At 73.0% G+C, this 19,841-nt stretch carries 20 protein-coding genes; 12 read left to right on the top strand and 8 right to left on the bottom strand.

Annotated elements, in window-relative coordinates; genetic code table 11:
- Positions 1-27: 27 nt before the first annotated feature.
- Positions 28-720 (bottom strand): SIMPL domain-containing protein, encoded by a 693-nt coding sequence (locus VQH23_RS12045; protein WP_338665887.1) that lies wholly within the window; start codon positions 718-720, stop codon positions 28-30.
- 156 nt (positions 721-876) lie between these two features.
- Between VQH23_RS12045 and VQH23_RS12040 the strand changes: the two genes are divergently transcribed.
- Both VQH23_RS12040 and VQH23_RS12035 read left to right on the top strand, forming a co-directional pair.
- Entirely contained in the window at positions 877-1,779 is a 903-nt protein-coding gene (locus VQH23_RS12040; protein ID WP_338665886.1) for a DMT family transporter, read from the top strand.
- Positions 1,780-1,861: 82 nt separating this feature from the next.
- Positions 1,862-3,589 carry a cation:proton antiporter gene (locus VQH23_RS12035; protein ID WP_338665885.1) on the top strand — a complete coding sequence of 576 codons (1,728 nt, stop codon included), beginning with the start codon at positions 1,862-1,864 and terminating at the stop codon, positions 3,587-3,589.
- A 279-nt stretch (positions 3,590-3,868) separates the two neighbouring features.
- On the opposite strand, the gene VQH23_RS12030 is transcribed toward VQH23_RS12035, so the two are convergent.
- Complete coding sequence (locus VQH23_RS12030) at positions 3,869-4,846, bottom strand: tripartite tricarboxylate transporter substrate-binding protein (protein WP_338665884.1); 978 nt, start codon at positions 4,844-4,846, stop codon at positions 3,869-3,871.
- Positions 4,846-5,823 carry a tripartite tricarboxylate transporter substrate binding protein gene (locus VQH23_RS12025; RefSeq protein WP_338665883.1) on the bottom strand — a complete coding sequence of 326 codons (978 nt, stop codon included), beginning with the start codon at positions 5,821-5,823 and terminating at the stop codon, positions 4,846-4,848. The genes VQH23_RS12030 and VQH23_RS12025 overlap by 1 nt, the downstream gene beginning before the upstream one ends.
- Before the next feature lie 97 nt (positions 5,824-5,920).
- Here VQH23_RS12025 and VQH23_RS12020 point away from each other — a divergent pair, with 97 nt between their 5' ends.
- Entirely contained in the window at positions 5,921-7,480 is a 1,560-nt protein-coding gene (locus VQH23_RS12020) for a sulfatase-like hydrolase/transferase (RefSeq protein WP_338665882.1), read from the top strand.
- 15 nt (positions 7,481-7,495) lie between these two features.
- Here VQH23_RS12020 and VQH23_RS12015 read toward each other — a convergent pair whose 3' ends face one another.
- Complete coding sequence (locus tag VQH23_RS12015) at positions 7,496-7,756, bottom strand: hypothetical protein (protein ID WP_338665881.1); 261 nt, start codon at positions 7,754-7,756, stop codon at positions 7,496-7,498.
- 124 nt (positions 7,757-7,880) lie between these two features.
- On the opposite strand from VQH23_RS12015, the gene moaB reads away from it, so the two are divergent.
- Together moaB and VQH23_RS12005 are read left to right on the top strand one after the other, a co-directional pair.
- Positions 7,881-8,420, top strand: coding sequence for a molybdenum cofactor biosynthesis protein B (moaB, locus tag VQH23_RS12010; protein ID WP_338665880.1), 540 nt, complete (start codon positions 7,881-7,883; stop codon positions 8,418-8,420).
- A 78-nt stretch (positions 8,421-8,498) separates the two neighbouring features.
- Positions 8,499-9,044: a cupin domain-containing protein gene (locus tag VQH23_RS12005; RefSeq protein ID WP_338665879.1), complete on the top strand. Its 546-nt coding sequence runs from the start codon at positions 8,499-8,501 to the stop codon at positions 9,042-9,044.
- A 21-nt stretch (positions 9,045-9,065) separates the two neighbouring features.
- On the opposite strand, the gene VQH23_RS12000 is transcribed toward VQH23_RS12005, so the two are convergent.
- On the bottom strand, positions 9,066-10,040 hold the full coding sequence (locus VQH23_RS12000; protein ID WP_338665878.1) for a threonine/serine dehydratase: 975 nt from the start codon (positions 10,038-10,040) through the stop codon (positions 9,066-9,068).
- A 260-nt stretch (positions 10,041-10,300) separates the two neighbouring features.
- Here VQH23_RS12000 and VQH23_RS11995 point away from each other — a divergent pair, with 260 nt between their 5' ends.
- The 4 genes from VQH23_RS11995 to VQH23_RS11980 are packed head-to-tail and all read left to right on the top strand — an operon-like array spanning position 10,301 to position 13,714.
- Positions 10,301-11,365 (top strand): methionine ABC transporter ATP-binding protein, encoded by a 1,065-nt coding sequence (locus VQH23_RS11995; protein WP_408904335.1) that lies wholly within the window; start codon positions 10,301-10,303, stop codon positions 11,363-11,365.
- Entirely contained in the window at positions 11,362-12,027 is a 666-nt protein-coding gene (locus VQH23_RS11990; protein ID WP_338665876.1) for a methionine ABC transporter permease, read from the top strand. Before VQH23_RS11995 ends, VQH23_RS11990 begins: the two co-directional genes overlap by 4 nt.
- Positions 12,028-12,047: 20 nt before the next feature.
- Positions 12,048-12,860, top strand: coding sequence for a MetQ/NlpA family ABC transporter substrate-binding protein (locus tag VQH23_RS11985; RefSeq protein ID WP_338665875.1), 813 nt, complete (start codon positions 12,048-12,050; stop codon positions 12,858-12,860).
- Between the two features lie 23 nt (positions 12,861-12,883).
- Positions 12,884-13,714, top strand: a complete 831-nt coding sequence (locus VQH23_RS11980) for a MetQ/NlpA family ABC transporter substrate-binding protein (protein ID WP_338665874.1) — start codon at positions 12,884-12,886, stop codon at positions 13,712-13,714.
- A gap of 87 nt (positions 13,715-13,801) precedes the next feature.
- Here the strand turns inward: VQH23_RS11980 and VQH23_RS11975 are convergent, their stop codons facing one another.
- Positions 13,802-15,289, bottom strand: a complete 1,488-nt coding sequence (locus VQH23_RS11975) for a transglycosylase SLT domain-containing protein (RefSeq protein WP_338665873.1) — start codon at positions 15,287-15,289, stop codon at positions 13,802-13,804.
- A gap of 278 nt (positions 15,290-15,567) precedes the next feature.
- Between VQH23_RS11975 and VQH23_RS11970 the strand changes: the two genes are divergently transcribed.
- The 3 genes from VQH23_RS11970 (at position 15,568) to VQH23_RS11960 (ending at position 17,563) form a co-directional block, all read left to right on the top strand.
- Positions 15,568-15,897, top strand: a complete 330-nt coding sequence (locus VQH23_RS11970; protein ID WP_338665872.1) for a hypothetical protein — start codon at positions 15,568-15,570, stop codon at positions 15,895-15,897.
- A gap of 72 nt (positions 15,898-15,969) precedes the next feature.
- Positions 15,970-16,812 carry an ABC transporter permease gene (locus VQH23_RS11965; protein ID WP_338665871.1) on the top strand — a complete coding sequence of 281 codons (843 nt, stop codon included), beginning with the start codon at positions 15,970-15,972 and terminating at the stop codon, positions 16,810-16,812.
- 4 nt (positions 16,813-16,816) lie between these two features.
- The gene (locus tag VQH23_RS11960; protein ID WP_338665870.1) at positions 16,817-17,563 is read left to right on the top strand and encodes an ABC transporter ATP-binding protein; all 747 of its coding nucleotides are present in this window, start codon (positions 16,817-16,819) and stop codon (positions 17,561-17,563) included.
- A 293-nt stretch (positions 17,564-17,856) separates the two neighbouring features.
- Here VQH23_RS11960 and VQH23_RS11955 read toward each other — a convergent pair whose 3' ends face one another.
- Positions 17,857-19,008 carry a DegT/DnrJ/EryC1/StrS family aminotransferase gene (locus VQH23_RS11955; RefSeq protein WP_338665869.1) on the bottom strand — a complete coding sequence of 384 codons (1,152 nt, stop codon included), beginning with the start codon at positions 19,006-19,008 and terminating at the stop codon, positions 17,857-17,859.
- A 101-nt stretch (positions 19,009-19,109) separates the two neighbouring features.
- The gene (locus tag VQH23_RS11950; RefSeq protein WP_338665868.1) at positions 19,110-19,751 is read right to left on the bottom strand and encodes an acetyltransferase; all 642 of its coding nucleotides are present in this window, start codon (positions 19,749-19,751) and stop codon (positions 19,110-19,112) included.
- Positions 19,752-19,841: the final 90 nt, after the last annotated feature.

The raw sequence follows: 19,841 nt of genomic DNA, 5'->3' as shown, positions 1-19,841 counted from the left end.
CCGCCCGGCCCTCGTCAATCCGCCCGCTCAGTTCGGCGCCAGCACCACCGCCGCGCTCGCGGAGGCGGTCACCACGATGTCGTCCGCCTGCGCCACGGGCGGCGGCGGCGCGGCGCGGGCAGCCATGGCCTGGGCCATCACCGGGCGCGGGGGGCTCACATCGCTGGCCTCGACGTTCACCTCGGCGATGCGCTCCACCCGCATGCCCATCTGGCCGGCCACCGCCTCCGCCCGGCGCCGCAGGGCATCCAGCGCGATGGAGGCCGCCTCCTGCCGCGCCGCGCGGGCCGAATCCCGGGTCAGGCCGAAGCCGATCCCGCCCACCACCAGGCCGCGGGATTGCAGCGCGCCCACCAGTTCCAGCAGCGCCGCCTGGTCCCTGCCGCGCAGGTTCAGCGTCTGGCTCGCCACCCAGCGGGCCGGGTCCTCCTGCCGCCAGCTGCGATAGGCGCCGGTGGAGGCGGTGATCCCTGCCGCGCCGCGCGCCGTCTCCAGCGCCGCGGCCATGGCGCGGTTCACCGTGGCCTGCACGCCGGAAGCGGAGGTCTCCCGGGCCTCGTAGCGCAGCGTGGCGCTCACCTCGTCCGGCACCCGCACCACCTCGGCGGATTCCGAGAGGCGGAGCAGCGTGCCCGGCCCGGCGAAGACCGCGGGCTGCGCGGCGGCGGCGCCCGCGAGGAGCGGGAGCGCGAGAAGGGAGAGAAGAAGGGTGCGTCTCATGTCGGGATCCTTCATTAGGGATGCGGCGGATATGGGGCGGCGGCCGGGCGTGGGAGTGGTGGGCGCAGGATTGACGGGCGCCGCCGCCGGGCCAACCCTGGTGCGGATGTGACGACGCGCCGCCTCCGGCCGCTCACCCCTGCCCGGACGCGCTGAATGCCCCTCTGGCTCGCCGCCACCCTTTCCGCCGCCCTGTTCCAGTGCTGGCGCACCGCCCTCCAGCAGAAGCTGCGCGGCCGACTCTCGCTCAACGCCGCCGCCGTGGTGCGCTACCTCTACGGCGTGCCGCCGGGCCTGGCCCTGGTCGGCCTTTGGTGGTGGGCCAGCGGCAGCGCCCTGCCCGCCTTCGGGCCCTGGGCGCTGTTCCTCTGCTTCGTCGGCGGGGTGCTGCAGATCTTCGGCACCCTCTTCCTCATCTCCTCCTTCGCGCCGCGGGGCTTCGCCGTCGGCACCGCCTACTCCAAGACGGAGGCGATCCAGGGCGCGGTCTTCGCCGTGATCCTGCTCGGGGAACACCTGCCGCCCCTGGCCTGGGCCGGGGTGGGGCTCGGGGTTCTCGCGGTGCTCTGGCTCTCCATGGCTGGGCAGGTCCGCAGCCTCGGGGAGGCCCTGCGCGCCACCGCCCAGCCCGCCGCGCTCTTCGGCATCGCGGCGGGGTCCTGCTTCGGGCTGACGGGCATCGCCATCCGCGCCGCCAACCAGGACCTCGCCGCGGCGGACACGGTGCTGGGCGCGCTCTGCACCCTCGTCGTCACCAACCTCATGCAGACGGTGATGCAGGGCGGCTGGCTGATGGCGCGGGAACCCGCCTCGGTCGGGCAGGTCTTCCGCAACTGGCGCAACGCCGCCCCGGTCGGCCTCCTCTCGGCCCTCGGCTCGGCCTGCTGGTTCACCGGCTTCGCCCTGGCCCCCGTGGCGCTGGTGCGCTCGGTCGGCCAGGTGGAGATCGTCTTCACCCTCGCCTTCGGCCGCTGGTACCTGAAGGAGCCGCTGAAGCCGCGCGACGTGGTCGGCGCGCTGCTCATCGTGACGAGCGTGGTGCTGGTGGTCCTGGCCTGACCTCGCACGCCGGAATCTACCACCGGAAACGCACCGTTCCGCCCTGGTCCTGACCGGCGCGGGCTGCGACAAGCCTGACTCGATGGAACACGCCACGCCCTTCCTCACCAGCCTCGTGCTGGGCCTGACCTTCGCCTTCGCCTTCGGGCTCATGGCCCGGCTTCTCCGCATGCCGCCGCTGGTGGGCTACCTCGTCGCGGGCGTGGCGATCGGCCCGAACACGCCGGGCATCACGATCGACGGCGAGTTCACCCGCACCCTGGCGGAGGTGGGGGTGGGCCTTCTCCTCTTCGGGGTCGGGCTGCACTTCCGGGCGCGGGACCTGCTGGCGGTGTGGCGCGTCGCGGTGCCCGGTGCCACGGCGCAGGTGGCCGTGGGTGTGCTGCTCGGCGCCGCCCTCGGCATCGCGCTGCCAGGCCTGTCCTTCGGCCACGCCCTCGTCTTCGGCCTCGCCCTCGCCATCGCCTCCACCGCCGTCGCCACGCGGGCGCTGGAGGAGCGCGGGCAGCTCTCGGCGGAGGCCGGGAAGATCGCGCTCGGCTGGCTCGTGCTGCAGGACCTGCTGGTCGTGCTCGGCCTCGTGCTGCTGCCGGCAGCCTCGGGAGAGGGGGATGGCAGCATCGGCCTCAACCTGCTGCTCGCCTTCGCCAAGCTCGGCGCCTTCGCGGCCCTGATGCTGGTGATCGGGCGGCGCGTCCTGCCCTGGGCGCTGGGCCAGGTGGCGCGCTCCGCCTCGCGCGAACTGTTCACCCTCGCGGTCGTGGTCGTCGCGCTCGGCGTGGCCTACGGGGCCTCCACCCTCTTCGGGGTCTCCTTCGCCCTCGGCGCCTTCTTCGCGGGCGTGGTGCTGGGGGAGAGCGACCTGGGCCACCAAGCGGCCGCCGAGACCCTGCCGCTGCAGCGCATCTTCGCGGCCATCTTCTTCGTCTCCGTCGGCATGCTGCTCAACCCGCTGACGGTGCTGGACACCCCCGTCACCTCCCTTCTGGCGCTGGCCGTCGTGCTCCTCGCCAATGGCGTCGCCACCTTTCTCCTGCTCGTCGTCCTGCGCGTGCCGCCGGCCACCGCGGCGCTCGTCGCGGCCGCCCTGGCCCAGATCGGCGAGTTCTCCTTCGTGCTGATGGAGCTGGCGATCGGCGAGGGCCTGCTGCCCGCGGCAATCCGCGGCCCCATCCTACTGGGCAGCTTCGGCGCCATCCTCCTCATGCCGCTGACGCACCGCGCCCTGATGGCACTCGCCGCGCGGATGCCCGGCCGGGCGCTGCGGGGCCGGGAAGCGGCGGGGCGCTTCGCCGCAGGCCTGCCGCGGCTGGAGGACCACGCCGTGCTCGTTGGCCACGGCCGCGTCGGCGTGCTGGTGGCCGCGGCGCTGCGGCGGCACAACCTGCCCTTCATCGTGGTGGAGGACGACCGCCACCGCGTCGATCTTCTGCACAGTCAGGGCGTCCCGGTGCTCTGGGGCAACGGCACCCAGACCGAGATGCTGGAGGCCGCCCATATCGGCCGCGCCCGCCTGCTCATCGTCACCCTTCCCCTGGCCTGGGAAGCGCGGCGCGTGGTGGAGCTGGCCCGCGCCGCCAACCCTGCCATCGCGGTGACCGTGCGCGCCCACCAGGACGCCGAGGTGGAGTGGCTGCGCCTGCAGGACTCCTCCGGCCTCGCCGTGATGGGGGAGCGGGAGGTGGCGCTGGGCATCGCAGACTTCGCCATGCAGCGCATGGGCGTGGCCGCCAGCACCGCCCAGGCCACCATCGACGTGCTGCGCCAGCGCCGCGTGGCGGACGCCGCCGTGGCCGGGCTGGGCGCGTGAGGGTTGCGGACCAAGGGGCTCCGCCCCCTGGACCCCCGCCAGGAGGCTGAGCCTCCTGGACCTGCATCGGGCTGCCGCGGGGCTGACGGGAGGTGTCGGCCCTGTTTGATCGGCAACCGTCCTGACCCGGCAGTCGCCTCGGCTCCATGAGCCGAGGCGCACCGTCAGCCGGGAAATTCCAACTCGAAGAAAAAGATGATGGTGAGGGGTCCGGGGAGAGGAAGAATTCCTTCTTCCTCTCCCTGGCCACGGACCACCGGCGTAGGAACCGCGCCGCCCCTACTCCGCCCGCATTCCCGTGGCCCGCACCACCTCGCCCCAGCGCGGCCGGGCGCGGGCGATCCAGGCGCCCGCCTCCTCCGGCCCGCCAGCGCGGGTGGAGAGGTTCCACATGGCGAAGCGCGCGCGCACCGGCTCTTCCCGCAGCATCGCGACTGCCAGGGCGGCGACCTCGTCCCGCGCCGCGGCCGGGATGCCCTTCGGCGCGATCAGCAGGTTGGCGAACTCCATGTCCAGCCCGGGGAAGCCGAGCTCCGCGACCGTTGGCACGGCCGGCAGCGTCTCCAGCCGCTCCGCGCTGGAGACGGCGATGGCCCGCACCCGCCCGTCGCGCACGAAGTCCGGCGCGCCGGAGATCGCCAGGAAACCCACCGGCACGTTCCCGGCGATCAGGTCCGTCAGCGCCGGGCCGGAGCCGCGATAGGGCACGTGGCTCAGCGCCGTGGCTGGCAGCCCGGCGGCCAGCCGGAACGCCTCCATCGCCAGCTGCCCCGGTGTGCCCACCCCGCCGGAGGCGTAGGCCAGGCCCCGCCCCCGTGCCGCCGCCAGGAACTCCGGAAGGGTGGAGACACCGGAGGATGGATGGGCCAGCAGCACCTGCGCGAAGGTGCCCATCAGCGCCACCGGCTCCAGCGCGTCCGGGTCGTAGCCGAGGTCGGGGTAGAGGTGCGGGTTCACCGTCAGCGTGCTGTCGATGGTCAGCAGGAAGCTGCGCCCGTCCGGCCGCGCGCGGGCGGCCGCGGCGCCGGCGATGTTGCCGCCCGCGCCGGGCCGGCTCTCCGTCAGCACCGCGCTTCCCCAGGTGCCGGCCCGCACCATCCGCTCCGCCAGCAGCCGCGCGATGCCGTCCGAGGCAGCGCCGGGCGGGAAGGGCACGATGATGCGCGCGGGGTCCGTGGACTGCGCCGCTGCCTGCCGCGCCAGTGCCCCCGCGGCGAGCGCCGCGCCCAGGGACCGGCGCGAGATCGCGCGGCCCATCAGCCGATCCGCATTCCGGAATCCCGCGCCACCTTCCCCCAGCGGGCATGGGCGGCCTCGATCCAGGCGGCCGCCTCACGCGGGCCGCCGGCGTCGGGGTCCACGGCCCAGGCGCCCATCCTCTCCCGCGTCAGGGACTCCTGCATCACGGCGGAGACGAGCCCAGCCCATTCCTGCTTCGCCTCCTCCGGCACGCCGCGCGGGGCCATCAGCATGTAGGCGAAGCGCACGTCGAAGCCGGAATGGCCGGATTCCGCCACGGTGGGCGCATCCGGCAGGATCGGCATGCGCCGGGGGCCGGAGACGGCCAGGGCGCGCAGCCGCCCGTCCTTCACGAAGTCGGCGCCGCCGGAGACGGCGATGAAGGCGGCCTGCACGCGGCCCGCCAGAAGATCCGTCATCGCCTCCGCATTGCCGCGGAAGGGCACGTGCTCCAGCGCCCGGTGCCGCAGCCCGAGGCTGGTGCGCAGGAACTCCATCGCCAGGTGGCCCGGGGACCCGTTGCCGGCCGAGGCGTAGAGCATCGGCCGCTCCCGCGCCGCGCGCGCGAAGCCCTCCAGGCTCGTGATCCGGGTGGAGGGGTGGACGAGCAGCACCAGCGGGAAGGTGCCGGCGATCGCCACGGGCTCCAGGTCGCGCGGCTCGTAGCCAAGATGGGGATAGACGAAGGGGTTGAGGGTGAAGGTCGTGTCGATCGCCAGCAGCAGCGTCCGCCCGTCCGGCATGGCGCGGGAGACGAGGCCGGCGGCGATGTTGCCGTTGGCGCCCGCGCGGTTGTCCACCACCGTCGGGCCGCGGGCGCGGCCATCGGCCCCGCGCGCGGCGCCATCGGCCAGCAGCCGCGCCACCCCGTCCAGCGCCGCGCCGGGCGGGAAGGCCGCCACGATCCGCGTCACGTCGCCCTGGGCCAGCACCGGCCCGGGCAGCGCAGCACCGGCCGCGAGCATCCCCATCATCCGCCGCGTGAGCATCGCCATGCCGTCCTGAACCCCTGTTTCCCGCCGGGGCCGGTCTGTCGCCGGCCCTCCTCCTCACCTATCCTGGCGGCAGCAAACGGGGGGAAGCAAGGGCACCATGACGGTTCGCAACGTGCTGTTCGTGATGGCGGACCAGTTCCGCTGGGACCACATGTCCTGCGCGGGCCACCCGCACCTGCACACGCCGAACCTCGATGCCCTGGCCGCGCGCGGCGTGCGCTTCGCCCAGGCCTACGTGCAGTCCGGCATCTGCGGCCCCTCGCGCATGTCCTACTACACCGGCCGCTACGTCTCCTCGCACGGCGCCACGCACAACCGCGTCCCGCTCTCCGTCGGCGAGGTGACGCTGGGCTGGCACCTGCGCGAGGCAGGGCGCACCCTCGCGCTCGCCGGCAAGACCCATGTGCTGCCCGATGCGCGCGGCCAGGCGCGGCTGGAGGTGGACGGCGCGAGCGAGTTGAAGGTGCTGCTGGACGAGGGCTGGTTCACGCTTGTGGACCGGCATGACGGCCATCACGGGGAGCCGGACTCCGCCTACGCCGACTGGCTCCGCGAGAAAGGCTACGACAGCAAGGACCCGTGGACGGACTACGTCATCGCCGTGGACGGACCCGATGGCCCGCTCTCCGGCTGGAAGATGCGGAACGTCCGCTACCCCGCCCGCGTGAAGGAGGAGCACAGCGAGACCGCCTACACCACCGATGTCGCCATCCGCTTCATGGAGGAGCAGGGGGACAAGCCTTGGGTGCTGCACCTCTCCTACGTGAAGCCGCACTGGCCCTACATCGCGCCCGCCCCCTACCACGCCATGTTCGGGCCGGAGGACTGCCTGCCGGTGGTGCGGGGCACGGCGGAGCGCGGGCCGGACGCCCACCCCGTGCTGCGCGAGTTCCAGAACGAGGAGGTGGCGCGGAACTTCGCCCGCGACGAGACGGTGGAGACGGTGCGCCCGGCCTATCAGGGCCTGATCAAGCAGCTCGACGACCATCTCGGCCGGGTGTGGGAGGCGATGGAGCGGCTAGGGCGGTGGGAGGACACGCTCGTCGTCTTCTGCGCCGACCACGGCGACTACCTCGGCGACCACTGGCTCGGCGAGAAGGAGCTGTTCCACGACTGCATCCAGCGCGTGCCCTTCCTTCTCTACGATCCCTCGCCGGAGGCGGACGCCACGCGCGGCACGGTGGAGCACCGCTTCGCCGAGGCGGTCGACGTGGTGCCGACGGTGCTGGACGCGCTGGCCCTGGACCCGGCGGAGCATGTGATCGACGGCCGCTCCCTCCTCCCCCTCACCCGCGGGCGGGAGGTGGCGTGGCGGGACGCCGCGATCTCAGAGCTCGACTGGACCTTCCGCGGCGCTCGCCGCCGCCTGGGCCTGCCCACCGGGCACCACCACGCCTGGATGGTGCGGACGGAGCGCTGGAAGTACGTGCACTGGACCGACGGGCTGCGCCCCATGCTCTTCGACCTTCGGGCCGATCCGGAGGAGCTGAACGACCTCGGCGCCGATCCCGCCACCGCCGCGGTCTGCGCAGAGATGCGGGAGAGGCTGCTGTCCTGGTTTCAGGGCCTGAAGCGCCGCACCACCATCACCTGGGCGGAGGCGGAGCTTCGGACGGACAGCCACAAGCGGGCGGGAGTGTTCCTCGGGGAGTGGTAGGGGTGGCGGGTGGTGCTACGGCGCCACCACCGCCTGCATCTCCCGCCGCCACTCCGCCCGGGCGGCCGCCACGGCGAGCATGGCCCCGATCACCAGCAGCACGACGCCGATCAGCGCCATGACGGCCATGCTGTTCACGCTGGCCAGCATCGGCCGGACATTGCTGAAGGGGTTCCAGCCGATCACCCCGGCGAGCAGAATATAGAGGGCGAAGGCGAGCGCGACGGCCCCGACCACGAAGGCGACGAACCCCAGGGCGTTCAGCAGCCGCGGCATTGAGATCTCCTCTCGGACCCAGGACAGGGAATTGGGGGCGGACCCTGCCACGGCACGAACGCGCCGCGAAGGGGGCGGCTGCGCGGCCCTGGCCGCCTATATCCCGGGAAGAGGAGTACCAGCCATGCCCATCGACGAGACCCGGACCTTCCTGCCCGTGAACATCGCCGTGCTGACGGTGAGCGACACGCGCGACCTCGCCTCCGACCGCTCCGGCGACACCCTGGCCGCCCGGATCGAGGCCGCCGGGCACCGCCTGGCCGACCGCGCCATCTGCCGGGACGACGCCGGGACCATCGAGGACCACCTGCGCCGCTGGATCGCGGACCCGCAGGTGGACTGCGTCATCACCACCGGCGGCACCGGCATCACAGGCCGGGACGTGACGCCCGAGGCCTTCGCCCGCGTGCTGGAGAAGGAGATCAGCGGCTTCGGCGAGCTGTTCCGGATGCTGAGCTACGGGAAGATCGGCCCCTCCACGATCCAGTCCCGCGCCATCGGGGGTGTCTCCGGCGGCACCTACCTCTTCGCCCTTCCCGGCAGCACGGGGGCGGTGAAGGACGGATGGGACGACATCCTCGTCCACCAGCTCGATTCCCGCTTCCGCCCCTGCAACCTGGTGGAGCTGATGCCCCGCCTGCTGGAGCACCTGAAGGCAGCCTGACTCCGCCCCGGTTCGCCCCCCTGGCAACTTCCCGATCCGGCGCCACGTTCGAAACGCTCAGACGGACGGAGGCAGAACATGTCGGACCAAGGGGCGGGCCAGGGCCTGAAGATGGCATCGGCGGGTGAGGCGGTGCCCTTCGAGATCCCGGGCGCCAAGGGCGAGTTCCGGATCCAGATCCTGAACGAGGACCGTTCGAAGGGCGTCGTCACCTCCATCGTCCACCTGCCCGCGGGCGGCGTGATCCCAGCCCACTCCCATGAGGCCGGCGACGAGATGCACTACGTGCTGGAGGGCGACCTCGTCGAGGCCGGGGAGACCCTCGGCGTCGGCGCCTTCCTCACCCATGCCAAGGGCGTGGTCCACGGCCCGCACGAGAGCAAGGGCGGCGCCAAGGTGCTGACCGTGCAGAGCTGGCAGAGCACGGACGGCAGCTTCGACTTCCGCCCCGCCGAGGGCGCTGCCTCCACGGGCACCTCCTCCGGGAACGGCTCGTCGGGAGGCAGCACCGGCACCGCGGGCGGCGCCTCCACCGGCGGGGGCACCTCCGCCGGCAGCTCCCAGGCCGGGGCCGAGACCCAGGAGGAAGCTTCCGAGGATCACCGGAACAAGGGTTATACCTGATCCGGCGCAGCGCCGCCGGGTTCAGGCCATGGCGCGCGTGAAGACGGCGGGATCGACGTTCCCGCCGCTCAGCACCACGCCCACGGTCCGGCCCCTGGCCGGGATATAGCCCGCCAGCACGGCGGCGAGCGCCACGGCACCGCCGGGCTCCACCACGATCTTCAGGTGGTCGAAGGCGAAGCGCATCGCGCGCAGCACCTCGTCCGGCGTCACGGAGACGCCGCCGGCGAGGCGCGGCGCGTTGATGGCGAAGGTCATCTCCCCCGGCGTGGCCGAGAGCAGGGAATCGCAGAAGGTCGATCCTTTCCCGTCCGCCCGCACCCGCTGCCCGGCGGCGAGCGAGCGGGCCGTATCGTCCCACCCCTCCGGCTCTACGGCGAAGATCTCCGTCCCCGGGCTCATTCCCTCCACCGCCAGGGCGCAGCCGCCGGTCAGCCCGCCGCCGCCCGTGCAGACCGCCAGCACGTCCAGGCGCAGCCCGGCGGCTTCGGCGTCCTCGATCAGCTCCACCGCCACCGTGCCCTGGCCCGCGATCACGTCCGGGTGGTCGAAGGGCGGGATGAGGGTGGCGCTGCGCTGCTCCGCCAGGTGCTGCGCCAGGGCATCCCGGTCCGTGCTCAGCCGGTCGAAGAAGAACAGCTCGGCGCCCCAGCGGCGCGTGCTCTCCACCTTGATGAAGGGCGCGTCCTTCGGCATGGCGATCAGCGCGCGAACCCCCTCCGCCACGCAGGCGCAGGCGATGGCCTGGCCGTGATTCCCCGAGGAGTGCGTCACCACCCCGCCCGCCCGCCTCTCCGCCGGCATGCGCAGCACGGCGTTCGTCGCGCCCCGGAACTTGAAGGAGCCGGTGCGCTGCAGCGGCTCCGGCTTCACCAGCACGGTCCCGCCCACGGCCTCGTCCAGCACGGGGTGCCGCAGCATCGGCGTGCGGACCACACGGCCCTTCAGCCGCTCGGCAGCGGCGCGGACGTCATCGAAGCTCGGGAGCGTGCTCATGGGGCGGAATGGTGCGGCGCTCCCGGCCGGGGGACAAGCCGCGCGGCCACGTTGACAGCTTTGCACGATCGTATAGGGTACAATCCGTAAACCACACCATCGAACAGGAGAAAGGCGGTGTGCCTGGCGCGGCAACTTCGCGAAGGGCGCGACGCTTCGATGCCGAACGGCGCAGGGCGGTGTCGGATTCCCCGCATCCCCCATCCGTGGCAGACCCGGCGGGCCTGACCGCCCCCCCTCCCCGCTTCGGGTTCCCCATCATGTCCGACCCTTCCGGCCCCCCGCCGGCCATATCCCTCCAGGCGCTGGTCCGCGAGTATCGCGGCCGCGGCACGCCGCTGCGCGCGCTGGACGGCGTCTCCCTCGATGTTGCGCCCGGCGAGATCTACGGCATCGTCGGCCGGTCAGGTGCCGGCAAGTCCACCCTGCTGCGCTGCGTGAACCTGCTGGAGCGCCCCGATTCGGGCCGCGTGACGGTGCTGGGCCAGGAAGTTACCGCGCTGGACGAGGCGGCGCTGCGGCGTGCCCGGCGCGGGATCGGCATGGTGTTCCAGCACTTCAACCTGCTCTCCTCCCGCACCGTCACCGCGAACATCGCCTTTCCGCTGGAAATCGCCGGCGTGCCCCGGGCGGAGCGCGAGGCGCGGGTGGCAGAGTTGCTGCCCCTGGTGGGGCTGGAGGATCGCAGGAACTACTACCCCGCCCAGCTCTCCGGCGGGCAGAAGCAGCGCGTGGGCATCGCGCGCGCCCTGGCCTCCCGCCCCCGCGTCCTGCTCTGCGACGAGGCGACGAGCGCGCTCGATCCGGAGACGACGGAGGAGATCCTCTCCCTCATTCGCTCCATCCGGGACCGGCTGGACCTGACGGTGCTGCTCATCACCCACGAGATGTCGGTGGTGAAGGCGATCTGCGACCGCGTGGCGGTGATGGAGGCCGGGAAGGTGATCGAGGGGGGGCGCGTCTTCGACGTCTTCACCCGCCCCGCCCACCCCACCACCCGCCGCTTCGTGGCGGAGGTGATCGGCCATGTCGTGCCGCCCGGCACCGTGGCCCGCCTGCCCGAGCCGGGGCCGGACGAGGAGCGGCGGCTGCTGCAGGTGCTCTTCGCCGGCCCCTCCTCCACCCGCGCCGTGGTCAGCGAGGCCTCCCGCCGCTACGGGCTGGACCTGAACATCGTCTCCGGCCGCATCGACGCGATCGGGCGGGAGCCCTACGGCCTCATGGCGCTGGCCGCCTACGGCCCGCCCGCCGCCATCGAGGAGGCCAGCGCCTGGATGCGCGGCCTCGGCCTCGACGTCTCCGAGATCGCGGAGGACCCGGTATGATCCCCTGGCTGCCCCCGGCGCTGACCGACCTGATGATCGAGGCGGCATGGGAAACGCTGCTGATGACCTTCGGCAGCGTGGTCATCGCCGTCGTCGTCGGTCTGCCGCTCGCCCTGCTGCTCTACTCCACCGGTCCGGGCGGGCTCGCCCCCAATGCCTGGGCCAACCGGCCGGTCGGGCTGCTGATCAACGCCGTGCGCTCCACGCCCTTCATCATCCTGATGGTGGCCATCGTGCCCTTTACGCGGCTGGTGGCCGGCACCTCCATTGGCACCACGGCGGCCATGGTGCCGCTGGCCCTCGCCGCCATCGCCTTCATCGCCCGCCTCTTCGAGAACGCGCTGCGCGAGGTGGACCGGGGCGTGATCGAGGCGGCGCGCGCCATGGGCGCCACCCGCACCCAGATCCTCACCCGCGTCCTGGTGCCGGAGGCCATGCCCGGGCTGATCGCGGCCGTCACCGTCACCCTCGTCAGCCTCGTCGGCTACTCCGCCATGGCGGGGGCCATCGGGGGTGGCGGTCTCGGCGATCTCGGCATCCGCTTCGGCTACCAGCGCTTCATGCCGGAGGTGATGGCGACCGTTGTCGTCATCCTCATCCTCTTCGTCCAGGGGCTGCAATCCCTGGGGGACTGGCTCGTCCGGCGCACCAGCCGGCGCTGACATAACAGGGAAGGACAACCATGCCCGTCACACGCCGCCGCCTCGCGGCCCTCGCTGCCCTCTCCCCCCTGGTCCTGCCCGCCGCGGCGCGTGCGCAGGAGGCCGGCACCGCTGCCCGGCCGCTCCGCATCGGCGCCACCGCCGGGCCGCACTCCCAGGTGCTGGAGAGGGTGCGCGACATTGCGGCGCGCGACGGGCTGGTAATCCGGGTGGTCGAGTTCACCGACTACATCCAGCCCAACGCCGCGCTCGCCGCCGGCGACCTGGACGCCAATTCCTACCAGCACCAGCCCTTCTTGGACGCCGCGGTGCGCGACCGCCGCTTGCCGCTGGTGGCCGTGGGCAAGACGCTGATCTTCCCGATGGGCGTCTACTCCCGCCGGCTGAAGTCCGTGCAGGAGGTGCCGAACGGCGCCCGGGTGGCGATCCCGAACGATCCCAGCAACGGCGGCCGTGCCCTGGTCCTGCTGGCGAGGGCCGGCCTGTTCAGCCTGAAGGAGGGCGCCGACCACACGGCGACGGTGGCCGACATCACCGCCAACCCCAAGCGCATCCGCGTGACGGAGCTGGAGGCCGCGCAGATCCCCCGCGCGCTGGAGGATGTGGACCTGGCCGCCATCAACACCAACTTCGCCGTGCCCGCCGGGCTGAACCCCGTGCGCGATTCCCTGGCGGTGGAGAGCGGCGACAGCCCCTACGCCAACCTCATCGCCGTGCGGACGCAGGACAGGGACGCCCCCTGGGTGCGTCGCCTGCTCGCCGCCTACCAGAACGACGAGGTGAAGAGGTTCGTCGAGACCACCTTCCAGGGCGCCGCCATCCCCGCCTTTTGAACCCGCATCAAGGACACGCCGCCATGCTCCGCCGCTCCCTCCTCCTCGCCGCGCCCGCGCTCGTCCTCGCGCGCGGCGCCCTGGCCCAAGGCAGCAATACGGCCGCCGCCTTCGGCACCGCCGCCCGCCCGCTCCGCGTCGGCGTCACCTCCGGGGTCCACGCCCAGGTGCTGGAACAGGTGCGCGACCTCCTCGCCAAGGACGGCTTCGTGGTCCGCATCACGGAGTTCGCCGACTTCATCCAGCCTAACGTCGCCCTGCAGGGCGGCGAGATAGACGCCAACGTCTACCAGCACCAGCCCTTCCTCGACGCCCAGAAGCAGCAGCGCGGCTACGACTTCGTGCCCGTGGGCAAGACGGTGCTGACGGCGATGGCCGTGTTCAGCCGCAAGCACAAAGCGGTGGCCGACCTGCCGAACGGCGCCACCATCGCCATCCCGAACGACCCGACGAATGGCGGCCGCGCCCTGGTGCTGCTGGCCGAGGCGGGGTTCTTCAAGCTGCGCGCCGGCGCGGACTTCCGCGCCACGGTGGCCGACATCACGGAGAACCCGAAGCGCTTCCGCATTCGGGAGCTGGACGCCGCCTCCATCGCCCGGGCGATCGACGACGTGGACGCCGCCGCCATCACCGGCAACTACGCCGTGCCCGCCGGGCTGCAGCCCGGCCGCGACAGCCTGGCCGCGGAATCGGCGGAGGGCGCGAGGACCAACCCCTACACCTGCCTCGCCGTGGTGCGCCGCGCCGATGCGGGCGCGCCCTGGGCCGCGAAGCTCGCCTCCGGCTACGCCGACCCGGCGGTGAGGACCTTCGTGGAGGAAAAGTTCGGCGGCGCCGTCGTCGTTGGGGCCTGAAACGGATAGGGCCGGGGAGATCCTCTCTCCCCGGCCCCCGATCCTGTCCTGAAAGGCCGGCCGCCGCAGCGGCCGGCCTTTCGCGTCTCAGCTCTCGGGCGAGACGATCATGCAGTTCCCGCGGGCCCGCAGCCGGTCGCAGGCGCTCTGCGCCGCGTCGCGGGACAGGCCGGTGACGCGGGCGCGGTAGAGTGTGCTGCGGCCCTGGGCCACCGCCATCACCGTGGCCCGGCCGTTCCCGGCGCCGTTCCGCGCCTGGCCGGCGGCGTCGCGCGCCAGGTTCTCGCTCGCGAAGGCGCCGACCTGAATGCCCCAGCCGCTGGAGGCGGGCGGGGCGGCCATCGGCGCGGCCGTCCCGGCGCGCAGCACGCCCGGCGGCAGGCCGTTCTGCCGGGTCATCGGCGCCGGCAGCGTGCTCGCCTGGGCGGAGGGCACAATGGAGAAGCGGCTCGGCGGAGTCGCCCGCTCGAACGGCATGCTGGTGGGGGCAGGGCTGGGGGGCGCCGCCTCGGCCGAGGCCAGGGCCATGCCGCGCGGGGAGGCCGGCGCGGAGGAGGCGGCGGGCGGGTCAGGGATGGGGTCCATCCGGGCCACCACCACCCGCTCCGGCTCCCGCGCATAGGTGGAGCCGTCCGGGATCGGGTCCATCTGCGCCACCACCACGCGCTCCGGCTGCGTGTAGGTGGAGCCGTCGGGGATGGGATCCATGCGGATCACGTTCGGGCCGAGCGAGGCGAGCTGCGTCTGCACCGGCGCCGCGGCCGGGCGCGAGGCGTAGGTGGAGCCGTCGGGGATCGGCTCCATCCGCGTGACCGGGCCGGGCGCGAGGCGCGCAACCTGGACCTCGGCGGCCGCGTTCCGCCGCTGCTCGCGAATCGCCAGCATGGTGGCCGGGTCGGCTCCGCTGCTGCGGCGGGAGGGCGGGTTGAAGCCGATATCGGCGGCCGCGTAGACCTCCTCCGGCGCGCGGCGACGCGGCTCGCCGCTCAGGCGGGGCCCAATGCGGGCGACGTAGTTCCGCGTCTCCTCCGGCATGCGCCCGCCGGCCCAGAGATAGTTCTCCAGCCGCCGCGGGCCGCCGTTATAGGCCGCCAGGAAGCCCGGCGAGCCGTAGAGGTCGTACATCTCGCGGATGTAGGCCGTGCCGGCCATCATGTTGGACCAGGGGTGGTAGGGGTCGTCCCCCAGCCCGTGCTTGGCGTTCAGTTCGGCGTAGGTGCCGGGCATGAGCTGCAGCAGCCCCATGGCGCCGACGCGGGAGGTGGCGGAGACGCGCCCGCCGCTCTCCTGACGCATCACCTCGCGAATCCAGCGCTCCGGCACGTCGAAGCGCGCGGAGGCCTCCCGGATGTAGGGTCCCCAGGGATCGGAGGGCGGGCCGGGCGGGTCGTAGCTGTCGATCCGGCTGGTGGAGGTGGACCGCATGCTGGTCACGGGCCCCGCGGGCTCCGGCTGGCTGCCGCAGGCCGCCAGCGCGGCCAGGACCGACATCGCCGCCACCGCGCGAGCACCGCGCCGGAAGCCGGACGCGCCCCGCGGTCTCGGCGCCTTCGCGCCGCGAACGATCAGGTTCATCCCCTCAACCCCCTGTGCTTCGGCCGGCCGGTTGCCCGGCGGGCGGGAGACCCCCGGCACCGCGTCCCCACGCGGCGCCGCCGGCTCCCGCCGGCCGCGATTGACTGTCGCAGAGGCAGGGTTAACGGCAGCTTGCGGCCGCGGCAAGGAGACTTTGCGGCCGCAAGGGGGCCAGCCCCCCGATCGCGCCCGCTGCGGGATGGGCCGCGGGATTGGCCGGGCGGCCCGCCGGCGCCATTCTGGGCCTGCCTGGCACCACGCCCCGTCGAGGAAGATCAATGCCCGCCCCTCCCCGCGCTTCCTCCCCGGCCGGTCGCCTCGCCGCCCTCGCGGTTCTCCTCACCCCGCTCGCCGCCTGCGGGCCGGAACCCGCGGCCCCGCCGCCCGCCACCCCTTCCGCGGGCGGGGCCTCGCCGGCCCGCGGAACCGTCCTCGCCACGCGCCCCGCGGTCCTGCGTGAGGGGGGCGGCACGGCGGTGGAGATCACCGTGCGCGCCGAGGCCGGCACGGAGCTGCAGGTGATCCAGGCCGATGACGGGGGGCTGAAGGCCGGGGACCGCGTCACCGTCTTGCCCGGCAGCCCCACGCGGCTGAGCCAGGCGCCCTGAACCTCTGACTTGGCCGTACGCCCCGCCCACTGCTGGCGGGCAGGGCGCCGGGCGGTGTATAGGCCCGGCGCAATGCTCGCAGGCCCCATCCTCGCCCCGGAAACCTACGCCTTCGACGCGGCCTCGCCCCGCCGCGTGGAACTGGCCCGCACAGATCTGCGGGACGGCTTCGCGTCCTGGCGGCTCGCCTGGGCGCTCGCCCGGCTGGACCTGCGGAACCGCTACCGCGGCTCCGTCATCGGCCCCTTCTGGATGACGCTGTCCACGGCGCTGATGATCATGGGGCTGGGCCTGCTCTACTCCCGCCTGCTGGGGCTCAGCCTCACGGACTACCTGCCCCACCTCACCGTCAGCCTCGTGGTCTGGAACGTCATCGCGGCCATGGTGACGGACGCCTGCATCGCCATGACCTATGCGGAGGGGGTGATCCGGCAGCTCCGCGTGCCCTTCACCGTCCACGCGCTGCGCAGCGTGTTCCGCAACGCCCTCACGGCCGCGCACAGCCTGCCGCTCATCCTCGTCATCTTCGCCCTCTTCGGCCACCTGCCGGGGCCGGAGGCGCCGCTGGCGATCCTCGGGCTGGCCCTCCTCCTGGCGAACGCCTTCTTCGCCTCCATCCTCCTCGGCATGATCTGCGCGCGCTTCCGCGACGTCGGGCCGATCGTGGCCAACATCATGCAGCTCTCCTTCTTCCTCACCCCCATCCTGTGGAAGCCGGAGCTGCTGAAGGAGCTGGCGGTGTGGCTGCCGCTCAACCCCTTCTACGCCGTGCTGGAAACGATCCGCGGGCCGCTGGTGGAGGGAGGGGGCGCGCCGCTCGTCTGGCTGGCCGCGGTGATCTACACGGTCGTGCTCGGCGCCGTCTCGATCGCCTTCTTCGCCCGCTTCCGCGGCCGCCTGGCCTTCTGGGTCTGATCCAATGGCCCTGATCGAAGCCGAGGCGCTGCGGGTCGAGTTCCCGCTTTATCACCTCGCCGCCCGCAGCCTGAAGAAGCGCCTCCTCGCCCGCGCCGCCGCGCGGGTCCGGACGGACGAGTCCAACCGCGTGGTCGTCAGCGCGCTCCGCGACCTCAACTTCCGCATCGGGTCCGGGGAGCGCGTGGCGCTGATCGGCCGCAACGGCGCGGGCAAGACCACCCTGCTGCGCTCGCTGGCCGGCATCTACGAGCCCGTGGGCGGCCGCCTGCGGATCGAGGGCTCCCTCGGCTCCATGATCGACCCTGCCGCCGGCATGGACCAGGACAGCACCGGCCGGGAGAACGTGCGCCTGCGCGCGCTGTACCGGAACCTCGGCCCAGAAGACCAGGCGCGGCTGGAGGAGGAAGTCGCGGACTTCGCCGGCCTCGGCGAGTTCATGGACGTGCCGATCAAGGGCTACTCCGCCGGCATGGCCATCCGCCTGGCCTTCGCCATCGCCACCGCTATGCAGCCGCAGATCCTGCTGATGGACGAGTGGTTCCTGGCCGGCGACGCCGTTTTCATGAGCAAGGCCGAGGCCCGTCTCGCCCAGCTCGTCTCCGGCGCCGACATCCTGGTGATCGCGTCGCACGACATGGAGATCGTCCGCCGCTGGTGCACGCGCGCCATCCGCCTCGACTCCGGCCGCATCGTGGCGGATGGCCCGGCCGAACAGGTAATCGCGGACATGCTGGCCGAACCGGGCTGAGGCGCCGGGCCGGGCCCGTGTTCTGATCCTTTCGGAACCAGGGGGCGCTGCCCCCTGGACCCCCGCCAGGAGGCTGAGCCTCCTGGACCTGCATCAGGCTGCCGCGGGACTGATGAGCGGTGGCGGTGCACTGCGATCGGGACCGATCCTGTCCCTGCAGTCGCCTCGGGTCGTGGACCCGAGGCGCACCGTCAGCCGAGAGAGACCAAAGCCTAGAGAAAGATGATGGAGAGGGGTCCGGGGAGAGGAAGAATTCCTTCTTCCTCTCCCCGGGACATCCCGTCAGCGAAGGATCAGGCCTTCCCCTGCCCCCGCAGCGCGTCCGTCAGCGCTTCGCACACACGCCCCAGCTCGTCGTCGGTCAGGGCGGGGAAGCTCGGCAGGGAGATGCCGCGCGCGGCGATCTCCTCGGCCACGGGGAAGTGGGCGTCCCGCTGGTACATCGGCATGTGGTGCGCCGGGTAGAAGACGGGGCGCGTCTCCACCCCGGCCGCGCCCATCTCCGCCATCACGCGGTCCCGGTCCGTGCCGGGCGGCAGCAGCAGGCTGACCAGCCAGTCGGCGCTCTCCACGCCCTCGCCTTTCACCTGGAAGGTCACGGGCAGGTTGGAGAGGTGCTGCCGGTAGAAGTCGGCGAGGCGGCGCTTGGCCGCCAGGATCTGCGGCAGGCGCTCGGTCTGCGCCAGGCCGATGGCCGCGCAGATGTTCGTCATCCGGTAGTTGAAGCCCAGCACCTCGTGCCAGTAGCGGCGCGTGAGGGACTGGCCCTGGCCCTTCACTTGGCGAAGCTGGGCGGCGAAATCGTCGTCATCCGTCACGACCATGCCGCCCTCGCCGGTCGTCACGGTCTTGTTGCCGAAGAAGGAGAAGCTGCCGGCATCCCCGAAGGTGCCGACGTGGCGGCCGTGGATTGTGGTGCCCAGGGCCTCCGCCGCATCCTCCAGCACGCGCACGCCGCGGCGGCGCGCGATCTCCATGATCGCCGGCATGTCGCAGGCGCCGCCGTAGAGGTGGACGGGCATGATCGCCTTCGTCCGCGGCGTGATCTTCCGCTCCACGTCCTTGGGGTCCAGCAGCCAGTCGCCCGCGCGGCTCTCGACGAAGACCGGCGTGGCGCCGGTCTGGGCGATGGTGTTGACCGAGGCGATGTAGGTGAAGGCCGGGACGATCACCTCGTCCCCCGGCCCGATGCCCATGCAGTGCAGCGGCAGGTGCAGGGCGACGGTGCCGTTGCACACGGCGGCCGCGTGCCGCGCCCCGGTGATGCCGGCGATCGCCGCCTCGAACTTGCCGATATAGGCGCCGAGGGAGGAGATCCAGGTGCTCTCCACGCAGTTCAGCACGTAGGCGCGCTCGTTGCCGGAGAGGTCGGGCCGGTACACGGGGATCACGGGCTGCGCCGCGCGAGCCGGCCGTTCGGGCTGCGGGATCGTCGCACCGCTCATTCTTACCGCCATCCTTCGTTACCGCGCCGTGACCGGCCTTGCTTCGCCGCCTCTTACACCGGTTTCGGCCGGGACGAAGAGGGGATTTACCGGCGCTGCCCTCAGCCCCGCCCCGGCAGGGGCCGGGCCGGCGCCCCGCCGACGCGGAGCCCGGCCGGCACGTCCCGCACCACCGCCGAGCCGGCCCCGACGACGGCATCCGCCCCGATGGTGATCCCCGGGCGGACCGCCGAGCCGGCGCCGACCAGCGCCCGGTCGCCCACCGTCACGTTCCCCGCCAGGGCGCAGCCCGGGGCCACGTGGGCGGCCTCGCCCAGCACGTTGTCGTGCTCCACCACCGCGTTCGTGTTCACGATCGCCAGCCGCCCGATCCGGGCCTCCGGCCCGAGGCAGGCCCGGGCCATGATCACCGCCCCCTCGGCGACGAGGGCGCTCGGGGAGACCTGCGCGGCCGGGTGGATCACGGCCGGCAGGGCGTAGCCCATGGCAGCGAGCCCCTTTCCCACCTTCAGGCGCAGCCCGTTGCCGCCGAGCGCCACCACCGCCACGACGGCCCCTTCCGCCCGCAGCCCCTCCAGCCGCTCATCCCCGCCGAGCACGGGCACGCCGAGCACTTCGGGGCCGGGCGGGTGCGGGTCCACCAGGCCCAGGGGCGGCGGGAAGCCCGCGGCCCGCAGCGCCTCGATGATCACCTTGGCATGGCCGCCGGCCCCGACGATCACCACGCGCGGCGCTTCGGGCAAGGCATCTCTCCTGAACCGGTGGGAAGGAACCCAGGATCGCACGGGGGCGCCGGGCTGTCGCCCCGCCCCGCCCCCCCCGCGGGGCCGCGA

Source organism: Pararoseomonas sp. SCSIO 73927, from assembly GCF_037040815.1.
Classification (GTDB): Bacteria; Pseudomonadota; Alphaproteobacteria; order Acetobacterales; family Acetobacteraceae; genus Roseomonas.
Note: the sequence above shows the minus strand (reverse complement) of the source record. Positions and strands in the feature narration are given on the sequence as shown.

What these genes read in the sequence shown, in the direction of transcription:
- VQH23_RS12045 (WP_338665887.1), bottom strand. Translation starts at nt 720, where the DNA reads ATGAGACGCACCCTTCTTCTCTCCCTTCTCGCGCTCCCGCTCCTCGCG.
- VQH23_RS12040 (WP_338665886.1), top strand. Translation starts at nt 877, where the DNA reads ATGCCCCTCTGGCTCGCCGCCACCCTTTCCGCCGCCCTGTTCCAGTGC.
- VQH23_RS12035 (WP_338665885.1), top strand. Translation starts at nt 1,862, where the DNA reads ATGGAACACGCCACGCCCTTCCTCACCAGCCTCGTGCTGGGCCTGACC.
- VQH23_RS12030 (WP_338665884.1), bottom strand. Translation starts at nt 4,846, where the DNA reads ATGGGCCGCGCGATCTCGCGCCGGTCCCTGGGCGCGGCGCTCGCCGCG.
- VQH23_RS12025 (WP_338665883.1), bottom strand. Translation starts at nt 5,823, where the DNA reads ATGGCGATGCTCACGCGGCGGATGATGGGGATGCTCGCGGCCGGTGCT.
- VQH23_RS12020 (WP_338665882.1), top strand. Translation starts at nt 5,921, where the DNA reads ATGACGGTTCGCAACGTGCTGTTCGTGATGGCGGACCAGTTCCGCTGG.
- VQH23_RS12015 (WP_338665881.1), bottom strand. Translation starts at nt 7,756, where the DNA reads ATGCCGCGGCTGCTGAACGCCCTGGGGTTCGTCGCCTTCGTGGTCGGG.
- moaB (WP_338665880.1), top strand. Translation starts at nt 7,881, where the DNA reads ATGCCCATCGACGAGACCCGGACCTTCCTGCCCGTGAACATCGCCGTG.
- VQH23_RS12005 (WP_338665879.1), top strand. Translation starts at nt 8,499, where the DNA reads ATGTCGGACCAAGGGGCGGGCCAGGGCCTGAAGATGGCATCGGCGGGT.
- VQH23_RS12000 (WP_338665878.1), bottom strand. Translation starts at nt 10,040, where the DNA reads ATGAGCACGCTCCCGAGCTTCGATGACGTCCGCGCCGCTGCCGAGCGG.
- VQH23_RS11995 (WP_408904335.1), top strand. Translation starts at nt 10,301, where the DNA reads ATGTCCGACCCTTCCGGCCCCCCGCCGGCCATATCCCTCCAGGCGCTG.
- VQH23_RS11990 (WP_338665876.1), top strand. Translation starts at nt 11,362, where the DNA reads ATGATCCCCTGGCTGCCCCCGGCGCTGACCGACCTGATGATCGAGGCG.
- VQH23_RS11985 (WP_338665875.1), top strand. Translation starts at nt 12,048, where the DNA reads ATGCCCGTCACACGCCGCCGCCTCGCGGCCCTCGCTGCCCTCTCCCCC.
- VQH23_RS11980 (WP_338665874.1), top strand. Translation starts at nt 12,884, where the DNA reads ATGCTCCGCCGCTCCCTCCTCCTCGCCGCGCCCGCGCTCGTCCTCGCG.
- VQH23_RS11975 (WP_338665873.1), bottom strand. Translation starts at nt 15,289, where the DNA reads ATGAACCTGATCGTTCGCGGCGCGAAGGCGCCGAGACCGCGGGGCGCG.
- VQH23_RS11970 (WP_338665872.1), top strand. Translation starts at nt 15,568, where the DNA reads ATGCCCGCCCCTCCCCGCGCTTCCTCCCCGGCCGGTCGCCTCGCCGCC.
- VQH23_RS11965 (WP_338665871.1), top strand. Translation starts at nt 15,970, where the DNA reads ATGCTCGCAGGCCCCATCCTCGCCCCGGAAACCTACGCCTTCGACGCG.
- VQH23_RS11960 (WP_338665870.1), top strand. Translation starts at nt 16,817, where the DNA reads ATGGCCCTGATCGAAGCCGAGGCGCTGCGGGTCGAGTTCCCGCTTTAT.
- VQH23_RS11955 (WP_338665869.1), bottom strand. Translation starts at nt 19,008, where the DNA reads ATGAGCGGTGCGACGATCCCGCAGCCCGAACGGCCGGCTCGCGCGGCG.